Here is a 21,622-nt window from a genome sequence, read left to right as displayed (position 1 = left end):
GGAGGCGGCCCGCCCGACCCGGTGACCGATCCGGACGCCGTCCCTATCATCGGTGCGTGAGCACGACGAACGCCGCACTCGCCGGCATGCTCGACCGCCGGCAACCGCAGGAGGCGGACCAACTACTCGCCGCCATCATCGACTTCGGGGTGCACGTCCCCGTGGACGGGGCCGGTTCGGTGATGTTCGTCGGCTCGGAGGACGAAGGCCCGGCCCTGCCCGGCTACGTCAGCGAGGCGTGCTGCCTGCGGCGCCTGCCGGAAGCGGCCGCCGCCGTGCACTGCGACGGCATGCGCTTGCTGGACATCCGGCGGCACACGAACGTCGGAGCCCTGGCCGTCTTCTCCGAGCAGGGCCGGGCCAGGGTTCCCTTCGAGCTGCTCGAACAGGCCCTGCGCACCAGGGGCCAACGCACCACGGAGGCGCGGACGCTGCGGCTGACCTGGTCCACCCGTCCCACGGCGGTGACCCTGCGCGACAGGCTCGGCGGCCTCCTGCTCGACTTCCCCCATGTGCGGTGCGTGTGGATCGCGCAGGCCCGCTGGAGCGACACGGGCCCGGAACACCTGATGCTCCACATCGCGCTCGCGGACTCCGCCCCCGTGGACGCGGAGTCCGCGCTGATGAAGGCGCTGCTTGCCGGGGTCGAACTCGGCGAAGGGGCCCGTGACATCGCCGTCCGGGCCCTCGACCCGCGGTCGGAGTCCGACGTGGCCGCCATGCGCGAACTCGACACGCTCGGCCTGGACACCGTCCGTGCGGACCACGCCGCACGTCGCGTCGAAGTGATCTCCCGCGAGTACGACGACGCCCCCCGCTCCTGAGAACCGGCGCCTCAGCGCACCTCGATGAACGCCTCCGCGCTCCGCCCGGGCCGCTCCTTCGGCGGCGCGGCGGGCCGGCCGACGGCGACGGCACCCATCGGGTCCCAGTCCTCCGGCAGGTCCAGGACCTCGCGCACCACGTCGCGGCAGAACATCGTCGACGACACCCATGCCGAGCCCAACTGCTCGCCGGCCAGGGCGACGAGGAAGTTCTCCACGGCCGCGCCCATCGCGACCACGAACATCTCGCGCTCGGCCGCCGAGCGCCGGGCGTCGGGGTAGTCGTGCGCCCCGTCCGCGACCAGGCAGGGCACGACCAGGTACGGCGCCCGGCGCAGCACGTCGCCGCGCCGCACCCGCTTGGCGACGGACTCCTCGCTGCGGCCGTCGCGCCGCAGGTCCTCGACCCAGGCGTCGCGCATGGCGTCCAGCAGCCGGATCCGCGCGCGCTCCGACTCCAGCAGCACGAAGCGCCACGGCGTCGTGTGGTGCGGCGCCGGCGCGGTGACCGCGAGGTCCACGGCGCGCCGTACGGCGGCCCCGTCGACGGGCTCGTCGGTGAAGTCGCGGATGGTGCGCCGCAGGGAGACGGCCTCGCGGACGGCCTCCGAAGTGCCCAGCCGGAACATGTCGTCGGCCGCGGGCCGGACGAGGGCACGGCCGCCGGCGCCGTCCTCCTCCGCCGGCAGCACCAGTCGGTCCAGACCCCGGACGACGGCGACGGGCGACCCGGTGGACTTGCCCTTCACCAGGTCCCCGGCCGCGGCCAGCTCGTCGGCCAGGGCCGTGACCGTGACCGCCAGTTCGTTGCCGTGGGAGTCCGTCGCGCCCCGCAGGTCGTCCAGCACGCGCAGCCCGGCCGCGCCGATCGCGACGTCGGTCAGGCCCTCGCGCCACGGCCGTCCGAAGGTGTCGGTGACGACCACGCCGACATTGACGCCGAGCGCGTCCCGCAGCCCCGCCCGGATGGCGCGGGCGGAGGCGTCCGGGTCCTCGGGCAGCAGCAGCACCGTGCCGGGGGCCGTGTTGGAGGCGTCCACGCCGGCCGCGGCCATGACGAGGCCGTGCCGGGTCTCCACGATCCGGGTCCGCCCGCGCCGTGCGACCAGCCGCACCGTCTCGGCGTCGATCGCCGCCTCGCGGTCGTCGGCGCGCACGACGCGCCCCTCGGCCTTGCTGACGATCTTCGAGGTGACGACGAGGACGTCGCCGTCGGCCAGTTCCGCCGTGCTCGCGGCGACGAGCTTCGCGAGGTCCGCACCGGGCTCGACCTCGGGCATGCCGGTGACGGCCCACACGCGGTAGGAGGCGGTCACGCCCGCACCTCCCCGGCCAGCTCCAGCGCCTCGCGGGCCATCGCGGCCGTCGCGTCCAGGTCCGTCATCATCAGCGGTACGGCCCGGCAGCGGATGCCCGCGGCCTCGACCTCCGCCACCGATCCCGCGTCGACGGTGTCGACCAGCCAGCCGTCCAGCAGCCCGGAGCCGTAGTGGGCGGCGACCGCCGCCGCCGTGGACTCCACGCCGACCGCCGCCAGCACCTTGTCGGCCATGCCGCGCACCGGGGCGTCGCCGACGATGGGGGAGAGGCCCACCACGGGCACGCCCGCCTCGGCGATGGCCTCGCGGATACCGGGGACGGCCAGGATCGTGCCGACCGACACCACCGGGTTGGACGGCGGGAAGACGATGACGTCGGCCTCGGCGATCGCCTCCAGCACGCCGGGCGCGGGCTTGGCGCCCTCCGCGCCGACCGGCAGCACCGCGTACGCCGGGACGGAGGCCCGCAGCCGCACCCAGTACTCCTGGAAGTGGACCGCCTTGCGCCCGCCGCCGGGGCCCGCGTCGGGGTCGTCGACGACGACGTGCGTCTCGATCCGGTCGTCGGTCATCGGGATCAGCCGCACGCCCGGCTTCCAGCGCGCGCACAGCGCCTCGGTGACCGCGCTGAGCGGGTAGCCCGCGCCGATCATCTGGGTGCGCACGATGTGGGTCGCGAAGTCGCGGTCGCCCAGGCCGAACCACTCGGGTCCGACGCCGTAGGCGGCCAGCTCCTCCTTGACCGTGAACGTCTCGTCGGCGCGGCCCCAGCCCTGTTCCTGGTGGATCCCGCCGCCGAGGGTGTACATGACGGTGTCGAGGTCGGGGCAGACCTTGAGGCCGAACAGGTGGATGTCGTCGCCGGTGTTGCCGATGACGGTGATGTCCGCCTCCGGCGCCGCCGCCTTCAGGCCGCGCAGGAAACGGGCTCCTCCGATGCCGCCGGCCAGTACCACGATTCGCATGCGGACAGTCTGTCAGCCCGCCGCGTCACCCGGCGAACGTGCCCTCCGCCGCCAGCTTTCCGGAGGTGCAGGCGTACGGGGTCATCTCCGTCAGGCCCGGGAAGTAGACGTGCAGGCTGACCGCGCCCTCCAGGGAGTCGTTGACCACCTCGTGGACGTAGCCGGGGGCGAACACCCGCTGGTGCCCCGGCAGGAGTGAACGACGGGTCTCGCCGTTGCCGCCGAGGGCGCGCTCGGTCAGTTCGCCCTCGAGGACGGTCAGCACGCCCGAGGAGCCGCCGTGGTCGTGCAGCCCGCTGCCCTGGCCGGGCACCCAGCTGAGCAGCCAGACCTCGTACCCGGGTCCGGTCGCCAGCCGGTCGTACCAGCGGGTGGTGGCGTCGTAGCGGACGCGCGGCGCCCAACGGGCGCGATCCGCCGCGATCTTGCGCGCCAGTCCGGCGAATTCCGCGACGGTGACGGGGTAGGCGGGCACGGGCGGAAGGAGGTGGGGGATGGCGAGGGGGTCGCCGGCGATCGAGACGTCGCTGTTCATGGGTGCGGGAGTTCCTACGGGAAGTGAGGAGCGTCAGGCATGCGCATGAGGCTGTGCGGGCTGGGAAGAGTCCTTCAGCGGCAACAGCTGGAACAGCGGCAGTGGGCTTCCACGGCACGACGGAACTCGCCGAGGCGGCGGGTCCGGGCAGGCGCGTGGGTCACTGGCATGCGCTCTAGCACACCGGGTCCTCGGTGGCCTGTCAACTCGATGTCGGATTTGCCGTAAATCTTTCACCTGATCCGGCTATTCGGCATGGTGAAAGGTTTGTGCGCAGAAGACCCAGGAAAAGTGCCGACGCAACCACACGGGTACGCAGGAACGTCTCCTCGTGAAACGTCGTTGTGTTTTCGTGATCGCATCGTGATCGCCACCCCCCAGGGGCGTCGACCGCGGTTGACGTATGCGGACGTTTGGGATGATTTGAACACTTTCTGTCAGGCCTTGGTTCCGCAGGGTGAATAACGGGCCCAATAGCAGATCTCGGCTTGACTGGCCCGTATCGGCACACTTGTAATTTCACTCGTGTCGTTCGACCGTCGCAGGTAACGGCAACATCACGGGGACGCGAAAACAGACGAGGGGCGCGCATGACCGAGCTGTTCCAGCTGTTGCTGGCCGAAGAGGCCGACGAAGAGCTCGGGTGGCAGGAGCGCGCGCTGTGCGCGCAGACCGATCCCGAGTCCTTCTTCCCCGAGAAGGGCGGCTCCACCCGCGAGGCCAAGAAGGTCTGCCTCGCCTGCGAGGTCCGCTCCGACTGCCTCGACTACGCCCTCGCCAACGACGAGCGCTTCGGCATCTGGGGCGGCCTGTCCGAGCGCGAGCGCCGGCGCCTGAAGAAGGGCGTCGTCTAGCGCCCGCCCGGGGCCCCGTCCAGGGCCCCGCCCCGCACCCGGCCGGAGACCGTACGGCAGCCCCACGGCGAGCGCACGGCACCCGCCCGGTTCGCGTCCGTCACGGCAGGCTTCGTCGGTATATGTGCCCCGGACCCGGAAGGGCCGCCTCCCGCAACCGTTAGTGTGGGGGCCCGTCCGAGACGCCCAAGGCGTCGTCCGAAGTCCAGCGAACCGGGGCCCGAACCTCGATGTCCGTGAACAGTTCTGCCGGGACTCAATACGCCGCCCAGGCACCGGAGTTCCCGCGCCACGTCGTCACCGCCGTGCTCGTCTCCCACGACGGTGCCCGCTGGCTGCCCAACGCGCTCTCGGGTCTGGTCTCCCAGGACCGCCCGGTCCAGGACGTCATCGCCGCCGACACCGGCAGCGCCGACGACTCCGCCCGCCTGCTCGCCGAGAGCCTCGGCGACCACCGCGTCCTCCACCTCGCCCGGCGCAACGGCTTCGGCGCCGCCGTCGACGAGTGCGTGCGCGCGGCCGAGCCCCTCACCGCGGAGCAACTGCCCTACCTGGCGCGGCGCAGCAGCTGGGACCCGGTCACCCGCACCTGGAACGACGACGCCTACGACGAGCCGGACGAGCCGCACGGCGAACCGGTGCAGTGGCTGTGGCTCCTGCACGACGACTGCGAGCCCGCCCCGGACGCCCTCCTCAACCTGCTGAGGGTCGCCGACTCCTCGCCCTCCGCCGCGATCATCGGCCCCAAGCTGCGCAGCTGGTACGACCGTCGCCAGCTGCTGGAGGTCGGCGTCTCCATCGCCCGCAGCGGCCGCCGCTGGACCGGCCTGGAGCGCCGCGAGCAGGACCAGGGCCAGCACGACCAGGTCCGCCAGGTGCTGTCGGTCTCCAGCGCGGGCATGCTGGTGCGCCGCGACGTGTGGGAGGACCTCGGCGGGTTCGACCGCCGGCTGCCCCTCATGCGCGACGACGTCGACTTCTGCTGGCGCGCCCAGTCCGCCGGCCACACCGTCCTGGTCGCCCCCGACGCCGTCCTGCGGCACGCCGAGGCGGCCTCCCGCGAGCGCCGCCCCGTCGACTGCGCCGGCCGCTCCGCCGTCAACCCGCACCGCGTCGACAAGGCGGGCGCCGTCTACACGCTGCTGGCCAACACCCGCGGCGCCCTGCTCCCGTACGTCTTCGCGCGCGTCGTGCTCGGCACCGTGCTGCGCACCCTCGCGTACCTCGTCGGCAAGGTCCCCGGACAGGCCGTCGACGAGATCACCGGTCTGCTGTCGGTCCTGCTGCGCCCCGGCCGCCTGCTCGGCGCCCGCCGGCGGCGCTCCCGGGCCGTCGTCCCGCCCTCCGAACTGCGGTCGCTCTTCCCGCCGCCCGGCGCGACCGTACGGGCCACCGTCGAGCAGGTCGTCAGCAACGTCTCCGGCCGCGCGGCCGCCGACGCCTCCTCCGCCGGACGCCACGGCGGCGGGCTGGAGTCCGGGCCCAGCGGTGGCGACGACGACGGCGAGTACATGGACGTCGAGCAGTTCGCGCTGCTCAAGCGCATCGCCCGGCAGCCCGCCCCGATGCTCTTCGCCGTCCTGCTGCTCTTCTCCCTCATCGCCTGCCGCGCACTCCTCGGCGGCGGTGCCCTGTCCGGCGGCGCGCTGCTGCCCGCCGCCGCCGACGCCTCCGACCTGTGGGGCTCCTACCTCGGCGGCTGGCACTCCCTCGGCGCCGGCAGCACCGAGACCGCGCCGCCGTACCTGGCGATCGTGGCCACCCTGTCGAGCATCCTGCTCGGCAGCTCCGGCCTCGCCCTGACCGTCCTCCTGGTCGCCTCGGTGCCGCTCGCGGGCCTCAGCGCCTACTTCGTGTCGCGGCCGCTGGTCGACTCCCGGCTGCTGCGCGCCTGGGGCGCCGTCGCGTACGCCTTCCTGCCCGCCGCCACCGGCGCCCTCGCCGGCGGCCGGCTCGGCACCGCCGTCCTGGCCATCCTGCTGCCCCTCATGGCCCGCGCCGCCGTCTCCGCCGCGGGCCTGCGGATCTCCGCCGACGGCGTCGAGCGCGGCCTGCGGCCCGGGTGGCGCGCCGCCTGGGCGGTGGCGCTGCTGCTGACGATCACCACCGCGTTCACCCCGATCACCTGGCTGATCGCCCTGGTGCTCGTCGGCGTCGCCATCGCCACGCGCATCGTGCGCGGGCAGGGCCGGCTCCTGGTCCCGCTGGCCATGCGGGCCGTGGCCGTCCTCGGTGCCCCCATGGTGGTGCTCGCACCCTGGTCGCTCGGGCTGCTCACGCACCCCCGGCGCTTCCTTGACGAGGCGGGTCTGCCGTTCGGCGCCAAGTCGGCCACCGCCACCGACCTCCTCCTGATCAACCCCGGCGGCCCCGGCGCCGCCGGCGGCCTCCTGCTCGCGGGCATCGTCCTGGCCGCGCTGGCCGCACTGGTGCGCGCCGAGCGCCGCTCGGCCATCGTCACCGCCTGGGTGGGCGCCCTGACCGGCCTGGTCTTCGCGGTCCTCGCCAACACCACCGCCTGGGCCGGCCCCGCCACCCTCGTCTACGGCTTCGCCCTGATCGCCGCCGCCGCGGTCGGCGCCGAGGGCGCCAAGGAGCGGCTCGCCGCCTCCGGCTTCGGCTGGCGCCAGCCCGTGGCCGCGCTCGTCGCCCTGGCCGCCGTGCTCGCCCCGCTGGCCGCCGCCGTCGGCTGGATGGCCGGCGGCGCCGACGGCCCGCTGGAGCGTCGCGACCCGACCCAGGTGCCCGCCTTCGTCGCCGAGGAGAGCACCACCCGCGACCAGGCCCGCACCCTCGTGCTGTCGGGCACGCCCGCCCACGTCTCGTACGCCCTCGTCCGGGGCTCCGGTGCCCGCCTCGGCGACGCCGAGATCGCCGCCGCGGACGGTGGCGACGCCCGGCTCGCCAAGATCGTCGGCAACCTCGTGGCGGGCTCCGGCGCCGACCAGGCCAGCCAGCTCGGCGGCTACGCCGTGCGCTACGTACTCGTCCAGAGCGGCGCCCCGCGCGAGGTGAGCCGCACCCTCGACAGCACCCCGGGCCTGTCCCGGCTCAGCCAGGCCGACGGCAGCGCCCTGTGGCGGGTGGACGACGACGTCGCCCGCATCACGATCGTCGAGCCCTCCGGCGGTGACGAGGGCGGCTCCGGCGAGGACACCCCCGCCGGCACCGTGACCGTCGCCTCCGGCAAGGTCGAGGCCCACACCACCATCCCGGCCGGCGCGGACGGCCGCGTACTGCGCGTCGCCGACCTCGCCGCACCCGGGTGGACGGCCACCCTCGACGGCAAGGAGCTCACCGCCACCACCGTCGACGGCTGGGCCCAGGGCTTCCGGCTCCCCAGCAGCGGCGGCCGGCTCGACCTCGTCTACGACGACCCGTTCACGCACACCGTGTGGCTGTGGGTCCAGGGCTTCCTCGGCCTGGTGCTCGTCGTCATGGCCCTGCCGGGCCGGCGCCGGGAGGTCGACGACGACCTGCCCGACGCGGAGGCCGTGCCCGTGTCCGCCGCCGCGGCCGCCGGCATCCCGGAGCAGGGCGGCGACGGCCGCCGCGCCCGCCGGCTGCGCGCCGCCGCCGAGGCCGAGGGCGAGGGGGAGCCGGACGGCGACTCCGAGCCCCGGGCCGCCGAGCCCGCCCACCACGAGCAGGCCGAGTACGCGCAGTACGCCGAGTACGACCCGTACGCCGCCGCCCCCCAGCAGGACGACCCGTACGGCCAGGAGCAGTGGGCCGCGGAGTACCAGAGCAGCTACGGCTACGAGCAGCCCGCCCAGCCCGCCCACCCCCAGGAGCAGGAGCAGGTCTACGACCCGTACGGCTACGGGCAGCAGTCCCAGCAGCCCGGCTACGACCGGCAGGGCTACGAGCAGCAGCCCCAGCAGCCGCAGGGCTACGACGCCTCGTACGCCCCGTACGGCACCTACGACACGGACGCGTACGACACGGACGGCTACCGCCGCGACGGGAGCAACCAGCAGTGAACCGCAGCACCCTCTCCCTGATCGGAGTCACCGCAGCCCTGGCCGCGGTGGCCGGCGTCGCGACCGTCACCGGCGCGGGCACCCCGGACGCGGCACCCGCCGTGAGCGCGGCGCGGCTGCCCGTCGAGCGGTCCACGCTGGCCTGCCCGGCGCCGTCGGACTCGGACTTCGCCTCGACCACGTACACCGCCTTCACGCCCAAGGGCGACTCGGCCGGCTCGGGCGGCACCGCGGCCCTGCTGGCCGCCGCCGCCCAGGACGGCAAGGCCCCGGCCAAGCGCAAGCCGGTCGCGCCCCTGAAGGCGGCCGGCACGCCGGTCACCGCGGTCACCGAGGCCACCGACGCCCCCGCGCTCATCGGCACGGCCGACGGGGCGCTCGCCCCCGGCTGGACCGTGCAGCAGACCACGGTCGTCGACGCGGGCCCCGCCCGGGCGGTGCTCGGCACCTCCTGCACGGTCCCGGACAGCGAGTTCTGGTTCCCCGGGGTCAGCACCGGCGCGGACCGGCAGGACTACGTCCACCTGACCAACCCGGACGACACCTCCGCCGTCATCGACCTCCGGCTCTACGGCGACAAGGGCGAGGTCAAGACCACCACCACCGACGGCATCACGGTGCCGCCGGGCGCGACGGTCCCCGTCCTGCTCTCCACGCTCACCACGGAGAAGTCCGACGCCCTCACCCTGCACGTCAGCGCCCGCAGCGGCCGCGTCGGCGCCACCGTGGAGGCCCAGGACGCCAAGGCCGGCGCCGACTGGCTGCCCGCCTCCACCGACCCCGCCGCCGGAGCCGTCATGCCCGGCATCCCCGGCGACGCCTCCGCCGTGCGCCTGGTGCTCTTCGCGACCGGCGACAGCGACGCCGACCTCAAGCTGCGGCTCGCCTCCTCGGGCGGTGAGATCACCCCGGCCGGGCACGAGACCGTCCACGTCAAGAGCGGCATGACCACCGCCGTCGACCTCGGCGACGTCACCAAGGGCGAGGCCGGCTCGCTCGTCCTGAGCCCGACCGACCCCTCCGACGACGCCCCCGTGGTCGCGGCCCTGCGGATCACCCGCGGCAAGGGGGGCGACCAGGAGACCGCCTTCCTGCCCGCCACCGCCCCCGTCGGCGACCGCGCCAGCGCCGCCGACAACCGCGCCAAGGGCTCGACGCTCGCCCTCACCGCGCCGGAGGGCGACGCCACCGTGCGGGTCGTCACCTCCGCCACGACGAAGGGCGGCGAGCCCGTCACCAAGGACGTCCCGGTCAAGCGCGGCACGACGGTCGTCCTCGAGCCCCCCGCCCCCTCGGGCAAGGGCGCCTACGCCGTCACGGTGCAGCCCGCCTCGGGCGGCCCCGTCTACGCCTCGCGGATGCTCGCGCTGCCGGAGGGCGGCGTCCCGATGTTCACCATCCAGGCGATGCCGGACGACCGCGGCCTGGTCGCCGTCCCGGAGTCCGAAGAGGACCTGTCGATCCTGAACCGCTGACGGCCGTGCTCCGGTGCGGGGGGCTAACCCTCCCCGTACCGGGGGTCGACGTTCTCCGGCGACAGCCCCAGCAGCTCGGCCACCTGCTCCACCACCACGTCGTGCACCAGCAGGGCCCGCTCCTCGCGGCTCTTGGCCCGGATCTCCACCGGCCGCCGGTACACCACGATGCGGTGCGGGTTGCCCTTCTGCCCGCCGACCAGGCGCCCCAGCGGCACCCCGTCGTCGAACCGGCCGTCGGCGGCGGCGCCGTCGGCACCGTCCACCGGCCAGGGCACCTCCTGCACCGCGAACTCCACCTCCGCCAGCTGCGGCCAGCGCCGCTCCAGCCGGTCCGCCGCGTCGCGCACCAGGTCGTCGAAGGCGTCGGCGCGGGTGCGCGCCAGCGGCACCTGCGGGGGCGCGATGGGGCCGCGCATGCCGCGGCCGTGTCGGTCGCGGTGGCGCTGGCGCGGTGCGGGCGAAGGGGTGTCCATCACCTCTGAGAGTAGCCGTCGGGAGCCCCCGTTATGCGGCTCCGTGACCGCTGCCACCACCACGGGGGACGAGGACCGGACATCCCCGGCGATGTCGCAGAATGTACGGTCGCCCACCCCCTGCGTCCGTGCGATTCCCCTGCCCTGACCGCTTCGCCGATCGCTCTTGGCATCATTTGGGACGTTTGGTGATCGGTGCTTCCGGAGGTGCGCCCGTACATTTCCGGCCCTTTGCAGGTCACGTGCGTTGACCGCAGGTCGGACCTTCCCGGCCAACCCGGACGACACGACGGGGTGAGCTCCCGGGGAGTCGTCGCGGCCCGCTCAAGAGTGCGGTACCGTCCAACGTCGTGAGCCTTGTACGTCGCTGTTCGCGCACCGCGTGTGGCCGTCCCGCCGTCGCGACGCTGACGTACGTCTACGCGGACTCCACCGCCGTCCTCGGACCGCTCGCCACCTACGCGGAACCCCACTGCTACGACCTGTGCTCCGAGCACTCCGAGCGCCTCACCGCCCCCCGCGGCTGGGAGGTCGTACGGCTCGCCACGGACACCGGCCCCACCCGCCCCAGCGGCGACGACCTCGAAGCGCTCGCCAACGCCGTGCGCGAGGCCGCCCGCCCCCAGGAACGCGAGGGCAACGGCACCAACGGCCGCGGCGGCGACCCCATGGAGATCGCCCGGCGCGGGCACCTGCGCGTCCTGCGCTCGCCCGACTCCTGACCGGCTCGACCGGGCTCGACCCGGTCCGGCCCGGCTCCCTCCCGCCGCCGCCATACCCCGCCCCGGGTCCGTGCACGCACCCGGGCTCCTCATCGGCCCGTTCGGATCCGCCCGGTAGGTTGGCTCTTGCCACGATCCATCCACCGGCAACCGGAATCCAGAGCGGAGCACATGCGGTGACCGACCTCTCCCAGCTCGTGAAGGCGTACGACGTCCGCGGAGTCGTCCCCGACCAATGGGGCGAGCCGCTCGCCGAGCTCTTCGGCGCGGCCTTCGTGACCGTGACCGGCGCCGACGCGATCGTGACGGGGCACGACATGCGGCCCTCCTCGCCCGGCCTGTCCCGGGCCTTCGCCCGCGGCGCGGCCTCGCGCGGCGCGAAGGTCACCGAGATCGGCCTCTGCTCCACCGACCAGCTGTACTTCGCCAGCGGCAAACTCGACCTGCCCGGCGCGATGTTCACCGCCAGCCACAACCCCGCGCAGTACAACGGCATCAAGATGTGCCGCGCCGGCGCCGCCCCCGTCGGCCAGGACACCGGGCTCACCGAGATCCGCGAGCTCGTCGAGCAGTGGTCCGAGACCGGCCTCCCGGCGAGCGAAGCCACCCCCGGCGAGGTCACCGGGCGGGACATGCTCGCCGACTACGCCGCCCACCTGCGCACCCTGGTCGACCTCGGCTCCATCCGGCACCTCAAGGTCGTCGTCGACGCCGGCAACGGCATGGGCGGGCACACCGTCCCCACCGTCTTCGACGGTCTGCCCCTCGACCTCGTCCCGATGTACTTCGAGCTCGACGGCACCTTCCCCAACCACGAGGCCAACCCGCTCGACCCGAAGAACATCGTCGACCTGCAGCAGAAGGTGCGCGAGACCGGCGCCGACATCGGCATCGCCTTCGACGGCGACGCCGACCGCTGCTTCGTCGTCGACGAGCGCGGCGAGCCCGTCTCCCCGTCCGCGATCACCGCCCTGGTCGCCGCCCGCGAACTGGCCAAGCACCCCGGCTCCACCGTCATCCACAACCTGATCACCTCGTGGACCGTGCCCGAGGTCGTCAAGGAGCACGGCGGGACGCCCGTCCGCACCCGCGTCGGCCACTCCTTCATCAAGCAGGAGATGGCCCGCACCGGCGCCGTCTTCGGCGGCGAGCACTCCGCGCACTACTACTTCCGCGACTTCTGGAACGCCGACACCGGCATGCTCGCCGCGCTCCACGTCCTCGCCGCCCTCGGCGGCCAGGACGGCACGCTCTCCGCGCTCGTGGCCGAGTACGACCGCTACGCCGCCTCCGGCGAGATCAACACCGCCGTCGACGACCAGGCCGGCCGCACCGCCGCGGTCCGCGCGGCCTACGCCGGCCGGCCGGGCACCGCGACCGACGAGCTCGACGGCCTCACGGTCACCGGCGACGGCTGGTGGTTCAACCTCCGCCCCTCCAACACCGAGCCGCTGCTGCGCCTCAACGTCGAGGCCCGCGACGCCGAACTCATGGCCCGCGTCCGCGACGAGGTCCTCGCCGTCGTCCGCGCCTGACGACCGCCCCGCCTGACGAGCGCCCCGCCTGACCACCGCCCCGCCGGAGGGGGCACCGCACGTACCGCTCCCTCCGGCGCAAGCCGCGGCACCCGACACGGTCACGCGGGCCGGAGCCCCCGGCGATAGGCTGAATCCGCCGGTCCGGACGTGTACGCCCGCACACGGCGGACATCCGGAAACCACGACGACACCACGACCACAGGGGAGACGCCACCCATGCCGCTCGTCGAAGCCAGCCTCCTGGAGATCCTCGCCTGCCCCGCCTGCCACGCACCGCTGCGCGAGGACGTCGAGGCCACCGAGCTCATCTGCACCTCCGCCGACTGCGGCCTGGCCTACCCCGTGCGCGACGACATCCCCGTCCTCCTCGTCGACGAGGCCCGCCGCCCCGCGTGACGCGTCCCGGCCGCCCGGCACCGCGCGTCCGCACCGCAGCCCCCGGCGCGCACCGCCCGCACGGCAGGGCACCTGCACCGCGCGGCGCCCCCTGACTCCCGACACAACCGGACCGGACCGGAGGTCACCCCCGATGCTGGACGAGACGCTGCTCGACGACCCCGACGCCCTCGCCCGCGCCGACACCCGCGGCCTCCTCCTCGGCGTCGCCGCGGCCGGCGCCCGCGTCCGCACCGCCGCCCGCCTCGCCCACGAGGCAGGCGTCGGCGAACTCAAGCCCGACGGCCGCCCCCGCAGCGTCCTCGTCGCCGGCCCCGGCGCGGTCGCCGTCGCCGCCGTCGCCGAACTGCTGGCCGCCCTCGGCAACGGCAGCGGGCCCGTGCTGTCCCTGCACCCCACCGGGCCCGCCCCGTACGACCTGCGGTGGACCCTCCCCGGCTGGGCCGGCCCCATGGACCTGCTGCTCATCGCCAGCCCCGCGGGCACCGAGGCCGGCCTCGCCGACCTCATCGAGCAGGCCTACCGCCGCGGCTGCACCGCCGCCGCCGTCGTCCCCGCCGCCTCACCCATCGCCGAGGCGATCCAGCAGGTGCGGGGCATGGTCCTGCCGTACGCCCCCGCGCCCGACCCGGCATCCGTCGCGGGCGTCCTGGGAGAGGCCGCCGACCCCGCCGAGGACCTCGGCGCCTTCTGGGCCCTGCTCACCCCGCTGCTCGCCCTCGGCGACCGCATCGGCCTGCTCGCCGCCCCGCCGGACGCCATCGAGCGCGTCGCCGACCGCCTCGACGACGTCGCCGGCCGCTGCGGCCCCGCAACCGCCACCTACAGCAACCCCGCCAAGGCGCTCGCCTCCGAACTCGCAGAATCCCTGCCGGTGATGTGGAGCGACGGGCCGGTCGCCTCCGTCGCCGCCCGGCGCTTCGCCGCGGCCATCGCCGCCCGCGCCGGCCGCCCCGCCCTGCACGGCGAACTCCCCGAGGCGCTCGACACCCACGGCGCGCTGCTCGCCGGCTCCCTGGCCGGCGCCCTCGACCCCGAGGACTTCTTCCGCGACCGCGTCGACGAGCCCGAGGACCTGCGGCTGCGCGTCGTGCTCCTGCACCGCCCCGGCAACGGCGCCGCGAGCTCCGCCCCTCTGGCCCGCGAACTCGCCACGACCCACGACACCCCGATGAGCGAGCTCGCCCCCGCCGAGGGGGGCGACCTGGAATCCGCCGTCGAACTCCTCGCCGTCACGGATTTCGCCTCCGTTTACCTCGCCATCACCTCCACCGGGAGATCATGACCGCATGGACCGCCTGACCAACACCATCCGCCCGTACGCCTGGGGATCGGCCACCGCCATCCCCGAACTGCTCGGCACCACCCCCACGGGCGAGCCGCAGGCCGAACTCTGGATGGGCGCCCACCCCGGCGCGCCCTCCCGCATCGACCGCGGCAACGGTCCGGTCCCGCTCGACCAGGTCATCGCGGCCGACCCCGGCGGCGAACTCGGTGCCCCCGCCGTCGAACGCTTCGGCCCCCGGCTGCCCTTCCTGCTCAAGCTCCTCGCCGCCGGCTCCCCCCTCTCCCTGCAGGTGCACCCCGACCTCACCCAGGCCGCCGCCGGCTTCGCCGACGAAGAGGCCCGCGGCATCCCCGTGGACGCCCCGCACCGCAACTACAAGGACGCCAACCACAAGCCGGAGATGATCGTCGCGCTCACCCCCTTCGAGGGGCTGTGCGGCTTCCGCCACCCCGAGGAGACCGCGGCCCTCCTCACCGGCCTCGGCGTCGACTCCCTCAAGCCGTACGCCGACATCCTGCGCGCCCACCCCGAGGAAGCCGCGCTCCGCGAGGTCCTCACCGCCGTGCTCGGAGCCGAACGCGACGCCATGGCAGGCACCGTGGACGAAGCCGCCGAGGCCGCCGGACGCCTGGCCACCGAGGGCGGACCGCACGCCGACGCGTACGCCGCCTACACCGCCATCGCCCACGCCTACCCGGGCGACCCCGGCGTCATCGCCGCCATGCTCCTCAACCACGTCCGCCTCCAGCCCGGCGAGGCGCTGTTCCTCGGCGCCGGGATACCCCACGCCTACCTCACCGGCCTCGGCGTCGAGATCATGGCCAACTCCGACAACGTCCTGCGCTGCGGCCTCACCCCCAAGCACGTCGACATCCCCGAACTGCTGCGCATCGTCCGCTTCCAGGCGGGCGACGCCGGGGTCCTGCGCCCCGAGGCGTCCCCCGACGGCGAGGAGCTCTACGGCACCCCCATCGACGAGTTCCGGCTCTCCCGCTACTCCCTCGCCGCGGGCGCCGCCCCCCGCACCCCGCACGACCGCACCGCCCAGATCCTGCTCTGCACCGAAGGCACCGCCACCCTGCGCACGCCCGGCGACCCGGCCGCCCCGGAACTCACCCTGGCCCGCGGCCAGTCCGCCTACGTCCCCGCAGGCGAACAGGTCGAACTCACCGGCGAGGGAACCGTCTTCCGGGCCACCGTGGCGGCCTGACGCACCGGGCGAATCACGGCCTGCAAGAATGTCCCGCCGTAACGCAGTTAAAGACCGGGCAAAGACCAGGGCCGACGGAAGGGACCACCAGCACCTATGAGCGCGTCAGGCGGAACCAAGGCGATCGTCGCCGCATTGGGCGCCAACCTCGCCATCGCGGTGAGCAAGTTCGTGGCGTTCGCCTTCAGCGGCTCCTCGTCGATGCTCGCCGAGGGCGTGCACTCGGTGGCCGACTCGGGCAACCAGGCGCTGCTCCTGCTCGGCGGCAAGAAGGCCCAGAAGAAGGCCACCGAGGAACACCCCTTCGGCTACGGCCGTGAGCGGTACATCTACGGATTCCTCGTCTCCATCGTGCTGTTCACCATCGGTGGCGTCTTCGCCCTCTACGAGGGCTACGAGAAGGTCCAGCACCCCCACGAGATCGAGCACTGGTACTGGCCCATCGGGGTCCTGGTCTTCGCGATCATCGCCGAGGGCTTCTCCTTCCGCACCGCCATCAATGAGTCCAACCTGCTCCGCGGCAAGCAGAGCTGGAGCCAGTTCATCCGCACCGCCAAGGCCCCCGAGCTCCCCGTCGTCCTCCTCGAGGACCTCGGCGCACTCGTCGGCCTCGTGCTCGCCCTCATCGGTGTCGGCCTGTCCCTGCTCACCGGCGACGGCATCTGGGACGGCATCGGCACCCTCTGCATCGGCGCCCTCCTCGTCGTCATCGCGCTCGTCCTCGCCTCCGAGACCAAGTCGCTGCTCCTCGGCGAGGCGGCCGGCCCCGAGGTCGTCGCCCGCATCCGCGCGGCCATCGTCGACGGCGACAGCGTCACCCGCGTGATCCACATGCGGACCCTCCACCTCGGCCCCGACGAACTCCTCGTCGCCGCCAAGATCGCCGTCGACCTCGACGACACCGCCACCGAGGTCGCCCGCGCCATCGACGCCGCCGAGGCCCGCATCCGCGAGGCCGAGCCCATCGCCCGCGTCATCTATCTCGAGCCGGACGTCTACCGCGAGCAGCCGGCCGCCCCCGCCGCGCCCGAAGCGGACTGACCCGCTTCACACGACCTCCGCGCACCTTCCGGACGCGCCCGGCCACTCGGTGTAGATTCGTCCCTAGCCAGACGTCGCTGCTGATGGCGGTCGGGCGGTCCGGACTCGGACCGGCCGAGGGAGAGAGGGCCTCCGACGGGCTGAGCTGCGGTCGAGGGAGACGTATGTCCGCATGCCGTCCCCCGCCCCGCAGCGGAAAGCCGATGTCCGTTCTGGAAGCACCCCACGAGGAGACTGCATGTCCCCCGTCACCAACGACTTCAAGGTCGCCGACCTCTCCCTGGCCGCCTTCGGCCGCAAGGAGATCACCCTCGCCGAGCACGAGATGCCCGGCCTCATGGCCATCCGCGAGGAGTACGCGGCCTCTCAGCCGCTGGCCGGCGCCCGCATCACCGGCTCCCTGCACATGACCGTGCAGACCGCCGTCCTCATCGAGACCCTCGCCGCCCTCGGCGCCCAGGTCCGCTGGGCCTCCTGCAACATCTTCTCCACGCAGGACCACGCCGCCGCGGCCATCGCCGTCGGCCCCCACGGCACCCCCGAGAACCCGCAGGGCATCCCCGTCTTCGCCTGGAAGGGCGAGACCCTCGCCGAGTACTGGTGGTGCACGGAGCAGGCCCTCACCTGGCCCGACACCCCCACCGGCGGCCCGAACATGATCCTCGACGACGGTGGCGACGCCACCCTCCTCGTCCACAAGGGCGTCGAGTTCGAGAAGGCCGGCCAGGCCCCCGACCCCTCCACCGCCGACAGCGAGGAGTACGAGCAGATCCTGCTGCTCCTCAACCGCACCCTCGGCGAGAACCCCCAGAAGTGGACCCAGCTCTCCTCCGAGATCCGCGGCGTCACCGAGGAGACCACCACCGGCGTCCACCGCCTGTACGAGATGCAGCGCGACGGCACCCTGCTCTTCCCGGCGATCAACGTCAACGACGCCGTCACCAAGTCGAAGTTCGACAACAAGTACGGCTGCCGCCACTCCCTCATCGACGGCATCAACCGCGCCACCGACGTCCTCATCGGCGGCAAGGTCGCCGTCGTCTGCGGCTACGGCGACGTCGGCAAGGGCTGCGCCGAGTCCCTGCGCGGCCAGGGCGCCCGCGTCATCGTCACCGAGATCGACCCCATCAACGCCCTCCAGGCGGCGATGGACGGCTACCAGGTCACCGTGCTCGAGGACGTCGTCGAGACCGCCGACATCTTCGTCACCACCACCGGCAACCGCGACATCATCCTCGCCGAGCACATGCAGCGCATGAAGCACCAGGCGATCGTCGGCAACATCGGCCACTTCGACAACGAGATCGACATGGCCGGCCTCGCCAAGATCCCCGGCATCGTCAAGGACGAGGTCAAGCCCCAGGTCCACACCTGGACCTTCTCCGACGGCAAGGTCCTGATCGTGCTGTCCGAGGGCCGCCTGCTCAACCTGGGCAACGCCACCGGCCACCCCTCGTTCGTGATGTCCAACTCCTTCTCGGACCAGACCCTGGCCCAGATCGAGCTGTTCACCAAGCCCGAGGAGTACCCGATCGGCGTCTACGTCCTCCCCAAGCACCTGGACGAGAAGGTCGCCCGGCTCCACCTCGACGCCCTCGGCGTCAAGCTCACCACCCTGCGCCCGGAGCAGGCCTCCTACATCGGCGTCCCGGTCGAGGGCCCCTACAAGCCGGACCACTACCGCTACTGACGCCACCCGGGCCGCCCGCGCGACAGCGCGGCACCGGTCCCGCAGGCACCTCAGGAGCCACCCCGCAGGCCCCCGCCCCCGGCGGGGGCCTGCCCCGTCGGGCCCCGGCCCGCTTTGTAAGGTCGAACCATGCCCCGCGGCCGCTACTCGTTCCACGACACCCACGACCACACCCCCCTCGGCGAAGAACACTTCCACTGCGCCACCGGCCCCACCGGCTGGCGCTACACCGCCCAGGACACGCACCCCGACGGCGGCCACGCCGGCTCCGTCGACCTCACCATCGACGAACTCGGCCGCCCCATCCGCCTCGAACTTCACGCCGCGGGCTGGCAGGTCCGCGGCGCCGCCCTCGACGGCCTCACCTGGGTCCGCACCGACCCCTCCGGCGAACACGCTCAGGAGGGCAACGTCCCCGCGCACGCCTTCAGCGGCGCGTCACCCGCGTTCTACATCGCCACCGCGCGGCTGCTCCGCCTGCGTCCCGGCTCCCCGGCCACCCGCGTACGCGTCGTCGCATTCCAGCCCCCCGTGCTCGCACCCCGCACCCTCGACCAGTCGTGGGCACTGATCAAGAGCGAAGCACACCCCACTGACAACGACCCCCTGCTCGTGGACGAATACCAGGTCAACGACCTGGAGACCGGTGAACAGCACATCGTCCACATCGCCGGCGACGTCGTCCTCTCCGCCCCGGGCATCGAACTCGAGGACCTCGAGTCACCCCCGTCCCGGTTCCCCACGACGGACTGAGGCCGCCCGCCCAGCGGCGGCCGCTCAGGCCGGAGGCGCGAAACCCGTCGACGAGGACGAGGACGAGGAGGGGGAGCGGGACGAGGACGGCCCCGGAGGCACCGGCGCCTGCGGAGCCCGCTCCCCGAGAACCGGCGGCACCTCGTCCCCCCGCACCCCGCCCTCCGCACCCGGCGTCGCCCAGCCCACCGGCGGCGGCACGTCCGCCCGGCCCTTCCCCGGCTCCGCGCCCCCGAAAGGCCCCGGCGCCACCGTTCCGTCGGTCTGACCGCCGAACACCCGACGCGCGTCCCGGACCTGCCGCTCCGCGACCACCGCCGCCAGGAACGCCGCCGGCGGCGTCCCCTCCGGCACCGCCGCCCCCGTGCACGCCACCACGTCCCCCGCGAGCCGCTCCGCCATCGACCACCCCACCTGCGGATCCAGCTGGTGCACCCGCGACAGGTACTGCCGCACCGCAAGCCACAGCCCCTCCGGCACCGCCGACAGGTCCACTCCCGCCAACTGCCCCGCAAGCCAAGGCGGCGCGGGCGGCACAGGCCGCGCCGCCCGCGGCACCGGAATCCGCTCCCGCACCACCAGCGTCCCCGCGAACACGTCCCCGATCCGCCGCCCGCGCGCCGACACCAGCGAGGCGATGCACGCGATCACCCCGAGGAACATCTGGATCTCGACCACCCCGACCGCCCCGCGCACAAGCGCGTGCCGGAACCGGATCGGCCCGCCGTCGTCCCGCACCACGCGCAACCCGCAGGCCAGCTTCCCCAGCGACCGCCCCCGGGTCAGAGTCTCCACCGCGATCGGCACCCCGATCAGCACCAGCACCAGCGTGGCCACGGACACCGCCATGACCGCCGCCTCGTCCATCGACGCCGTAGCCACCAACAGCACGATCGAGACGACCAGATAACCGCCGATGTACACGACCCCGTCCAGCGCCGCCGCCAGCGCCCGGCTCGGCAGCTTCGCCGTGTGCAACCCCAACTCGACGGCCTCACCCGTCACCAGACGCCCGGTGCCGTCCGCCGTGCTCGCCTCACTCATACGGGAACCCTCCTCCTGCCCACCCCGGACCCGGAGCGCCCAGTCTGCCCCGTCTGCCAAGCTGGGACCTCCCGGCCAGCCAGGAGCAGCGCCCATGGACCTCGACGTCTTCGCAGCCGCCCACCGCCACGAGTGGGACCGGCTCGACACCCTGCTGCGCCGGCGTCGGCGCCTCACCGGGGAGGAAGCCGACGAACTCGTCACCCTCTACCAGCGCGCCGCCACCCACCTCTCCCTCGTCCAGTCCAGCGCCCCCGACCCCGCACTCGTCGGACGCCTCACCACCCTCGTCGCCCGCGCCCGCAGCGCCGTCACCGGCGCCCGCACCCCCGGCTGGCGCGACGCGGTCCTCTTCTTCACCCGCGTCTTCCCCGCCGCGGTGTACCGCGCACGCCACTGGTGGGTCCCCACCGCGCTCCTCTCCGCCGCGGTGGCCGTGCTCATCGGCTGGTGGGTCGCCACCCACCCCGAGGTCCAATCCGCCATCGCCGCCCCCGACGAACTGCGCGCCCTGACCCGACCGGGCGGCGAGTACGAGACCTACTACTCCAGCCACCCCGCCGCCTCCTTCGCGGCGCAGGTCTGGACGAACAACGCCATGGCGGCCGGATACTGCCTGGTCCTCGGTGTCTTCCTTGGGCTCCCCGTCCTCTACGTCCTCTTCGAGAACATGCTCAACCTCGGACTCGGACTCGGGCTCATGGGTTCCGCGGGCCGCCTCGACACCTTCCTCGGACTGATCCTCCCGCACGGCCTCCTCGAACTGACTGCGGTCTTCGTCGCCGCCGGCACGGGGCTCCGTCTCGGCTGGACCGTCATCGACCCCGGCCCGCGCCCCCGCCGCACGGCCCTGGCCGAAGAGGGCCGGGCCGCCATCGGCATGGCCATCGGCCTCGCCGCCGTCCTCTTCGTCTCCGGCGCCCTCGAAGCCTTCGTGACCCCCTCCGGCCTCCCCACGTGGGCCCGCATCGGCATCGGCATCACCGCGGAGCTGCTGTTCCTCGTCTACGTCTTCGTCGTCGGTCGCCGTGCCGCCCTGGCGGGCGAGACGGGCGACCTGGAACGGGCCGACCGCAGCGACGTCCTGCCCACCGCGGCATGACCCGGACGGCCGACGCCGACGATGTGCATCGGGGCCGTCTGACCTGCTAGTCTCCTCTTCGCCCCAAGACACCTGTTGACACGGGTGGCATGGGGAGGTAGATTCGAGAAGTTGCCACGAACTGGACATGTTCGGAGGCTGGCGGCTAGGATCTAGCCCGCTTCGAAAGATTATCGATCGCATCGCACCTCTCAGAAATGACTTTCTGAGTGGCCTTTTGCGTCGCTATTCATAGAGGCAAAACCCCGGCGGTAATCGGGCCCGAAAGAGTCTGATAAAGTCGGAGACGTCGAAAGGCGAAAGCCGGAAGACAAAACCCCGCTCCAATAGGGGGCCGGAAACGAAGAGCGGAAACGCGAAACGGATCTGGTAAGGTTGGAGACAACGAAGGGAAAGCCCGGAGGGGC

At 73.4% G+C, this 21,622-nt stretch carries 18 protein-coding genes; 13 read left to right on the top strand and 5 right to left on the bottom strand.

Annotated features, from left to right (window positions below; all coding sequences use genetic code 11):
- Window positions 1-56 precede the first annotated feature (56 nt).
- Entirely contained in the window at window positions 57-824 is a 768-nt protein-coding gene (locus tag ACFW3D_RS38085) for a hypothetical protein (protein ID WP_500512546.1), read from the top strand.
- A gap of 11 nt (window positions 825-835) precedes the next feature.
- On the opposite strand, the gene ACFW3D_RS38080 is transcribed toward ACFW3D_RS38085, so the two are convergent.
- Genes ACFW3D_RS38080 through ACFW3D_RS38070 form a run of 3 tightly spaced genes read right to left on the bottom strand, consistent with a single transcriptional unit; the run spans window position 836 to window position 3,643 of the window.
- Window positions 836-2,104: a coenzyme F420-0:L-glutamate ligase gene (locus tag ACFW3D_RS38080; RefSeq protein WP_500512558.1), complete on the bottom strand. Its 1,269-nt coding sequence runs from the start codon at window positions 2,102-2,104 to the stop codon at window positions 836-838.
- 32 nt (window positions 2,105-2,136) lie between these two features.
- Window positions 2,137-3,108, bottom strand: a complete 972-nt coding sequence (cofD, locus tag ACFW3D_RS38075; protein WP_500512544.1) for a 2-phospho-L-lactate transferase — start codon at window positions 3,106-3,108, stop codon at window positions 2,137-2,139.
- A 25-nt stretch (window positions 3,109-3,133) separates the two neighbouring features.
- A complete protein-coding gene (locus ACFW3D_RS38070; protein WP_500512542.1) occupies window positions 3,134-3,643 on the bottom strand; it encodes a cysteine dioxygenase in 510 nt (169 codons plus the stop codon).
- Between the two features lie 590 nt (window positions 3,644-4,233).
- Between ACFW3D_RS38070 and ACFW3D_RS38065 the strand changes: the two genes are divergently transcribed.
- The 3 genes from ACFW3D_RS38065 (at window position 4,234) to ACFW3D_RS38055 (ending at window position 9,955) form a co-directional block, all read left to right on the top strand.
- Window positions 4,234-4,497 (top strand): WhiB family transcriptional regulator, encoded by a 264-nt coding sequence (locus tag ACFW3D_RS38065; RefSeq protein ID WP_018559705.1) that lies wholly within the window; start codon window positions 4,234-4,236, stop codon window positions 4,495-4,497.
- Between the two features lie 230 nt (window positions 4,498-4,727).
- Complete coding sequence (locus ACFW3D_RS38060) at window positions 4,728-8,480, top strand: glycosyltransferase (protein WP_500512540.1); 3,753 nt, start codon at window positions 4,728-4,730, stop codon at window positions 8,478-8,480.
- A complete protein-coding gene (locus ACFW3D_RS38055) occupies window positions 8,477-9,955 on the top strand; it encodes a DUF5719 family protein (RefSeq protein ID WP_500512538.1) in 1,479 nt (492 codons plus the stop codon). Before ACFW3D_RS38060 ends, ACFW3D_RS38055 begins: the two co-directional genes overlap by 4 nt.
- A gap of 23 nt (window positions 9,956-9,978) precedes the next feature.
- On the opposite strand, the gene ACFW3D_RS38050 is transcribed toward ACFW3D_RS38055, so the two are convergent.
- Complete coding sequence (locus ACFW3D_RS38050) at window positions 9,979-10,431, bottom strand: metallopeptidase family protein (protein ID WP_500512536.1); 453 nt, start codon at window positions 10,429-10,431, stop codon at window positions 9,979-9,981.
- A gap of 350 nt (window positions 10,432-10,781) precedes the next feature.
- On the opposite strand from ACFW3D_RS38050, the gene ACFW3D_RS38045 reads away from it, so the two are divergent.
- The 8 genes from ACFW3D_RS38045 to ACFW3D_RS38010 all read left to right on the top strand — a co-directional run bounded on the left by ACFW3D_RS38045 (window position 10,782) and on the right by ACFW3D_RS38010 (window position 19,069).
- Window positions 10,782-11,153 (top strand): DUF3499 domain-containing protein, encoded by a 372-nt coding sequence (locus ACFW3D_RS38045; protein ID WP_018559701.1) that lies wholly within the window; start codon window positions 10,782-10,784, stop codon window positions 11,151-11,153.
- 176 nt (window positions 11,154-11,329) lie between these two features.
- A complete protein-coding gene (locus ACFW3D_RS38040) occupies window positions 11,330-12,688 on the top strand; it encodes a phosphomannomutase/phosphoglucomutase (protein WP_500512534.1) in 1,359 nt (452 codons plus the stop codon).
- A gap of 219 nt (window positions 12,689-12,907) precedes the next feature.
- Window positions 12,908-13,087, top strand: coding sequence for a Trm112 family protein (locus ACFW3D_RS38035; protein WP_500512532.1), 180 nt, complete (start codon window positions 12,908-12,910; stop codon window positions 13,085-13,087).
- Window positions 13,088-13,220: 133 nt separating this feature from the next.
- Window positions 13,221-14,372, top strand: coding sequence for an SIS domain-containing protein (locus ACFW3D_RS38030; protein ID WP_500512530.1), 1,152 nt, complete (start codon window positions 13,221-13,223; stop codon window positions 14,370-14,372).
- Between the two features lie 4 nt (window positions 14,373-14,376).
- Window positions 14,377-15,585 (top strand): mannose-6-phosphate isomerase, class I, encoded by a 1,209-nt coding sequence (gene manA, locus ACFW3D_RS38025; RefSeq protein ID WP_500512528.1) that lies wholly within the window; start codon window positions 14,377-14,379, stop codon window positions 15,583-15,585.
- A 96-nt stretch (window positions 15,586-15,681) separates the two neighbouring features.
- The gene (locus ACFW3D_RS38020; protein WP_500512526.1) at window positions 15,682-16,626 is read left to right on the top strand and encodes a cation diffusion facilitator family transporter; all 945 of its coding nucleotides are present in this window, start codon (window positions 15,682-15,684) and stop codon (window positions 16,624-16,626) included.
- A 238-nt stretch (window positions 16,627-16,864) separates the two neighbouring features.
- Window positions 16,865-18,316 (top strand): adenosylhomocysteinase, encoded by a 1,452-nt coding sequence (gene ahcY, locus ACFW3D_RS38015; protein ID WP_500512524.1) that lies wholly within the window; start codon window positions 16,865-16,867, stop codon window positions 18,314-18,316.
- A 129-nt stretch (window positions 18,317-18,445) separates the two neighbouring features.
- Window positions 18,446-19,069, top strand: coding sequence for a hypothetical protein (locus ACFW3D_RS38010; RefSeq protein WP_500512522.1), 624 nt, complete (start codon window positions 18,446-18,448; stop codon window positions 19,067-19,069).
- A 24-nt stretch (window positions 19,070-19,093) separates the two neighbouring features.
- On the opposite strand, the gene ACFW3D_RS38005 is transcribed toward ACFW3D_RS38010, so the two are convergent.
- Window positions 19,094-20,113 (bottom strand): RDD family protein, encoded by a 1,020-nt coding sequence (locus ACFW3D_RS38005; RefSeq protein WP_500512520.1) that lies wholly within the window; start codon window positions 20,111-20,113, stop codon window positions 19,094-19,096.
- Window positions 20,114-20,207: 94 nt separating this feature from the next.
- On the opposite strand from ACFW3D_RS38005, the gene ACFW3D_RS38000 reads away from it, so the two are divergent.
- The gene (locus tag ACFW3D_RS38000) at window positions 20,208-21,215 is read left to right on the top strand and encodes a stage II sporulation protein M (RefSeq protein WP_500512518.1); all 1,008 of its coding nucleotides are present in this window, start codon (window positions 20,208-20,210) and stop codon (window positions 21,213-21,215) included.
- Window positions 21,216-21,622 lie beyond the last annotated feature (407 nt).

The sequence above is a fragment of the Streptomyces sp. NPDC058864 genome, assembly GCF_042742985.1.
Taxonomy (GTDB): Bacteria; Actinomycetota; Actinomycetes; order Streptomycetales; family Streptomycetaceae; genus Actinacidiphila.
The sequence above is the reverse complement of the archived record's forward strand: the minus strand, read 5'-3'. Positions and strand labels throughout refer to the sequence as shown.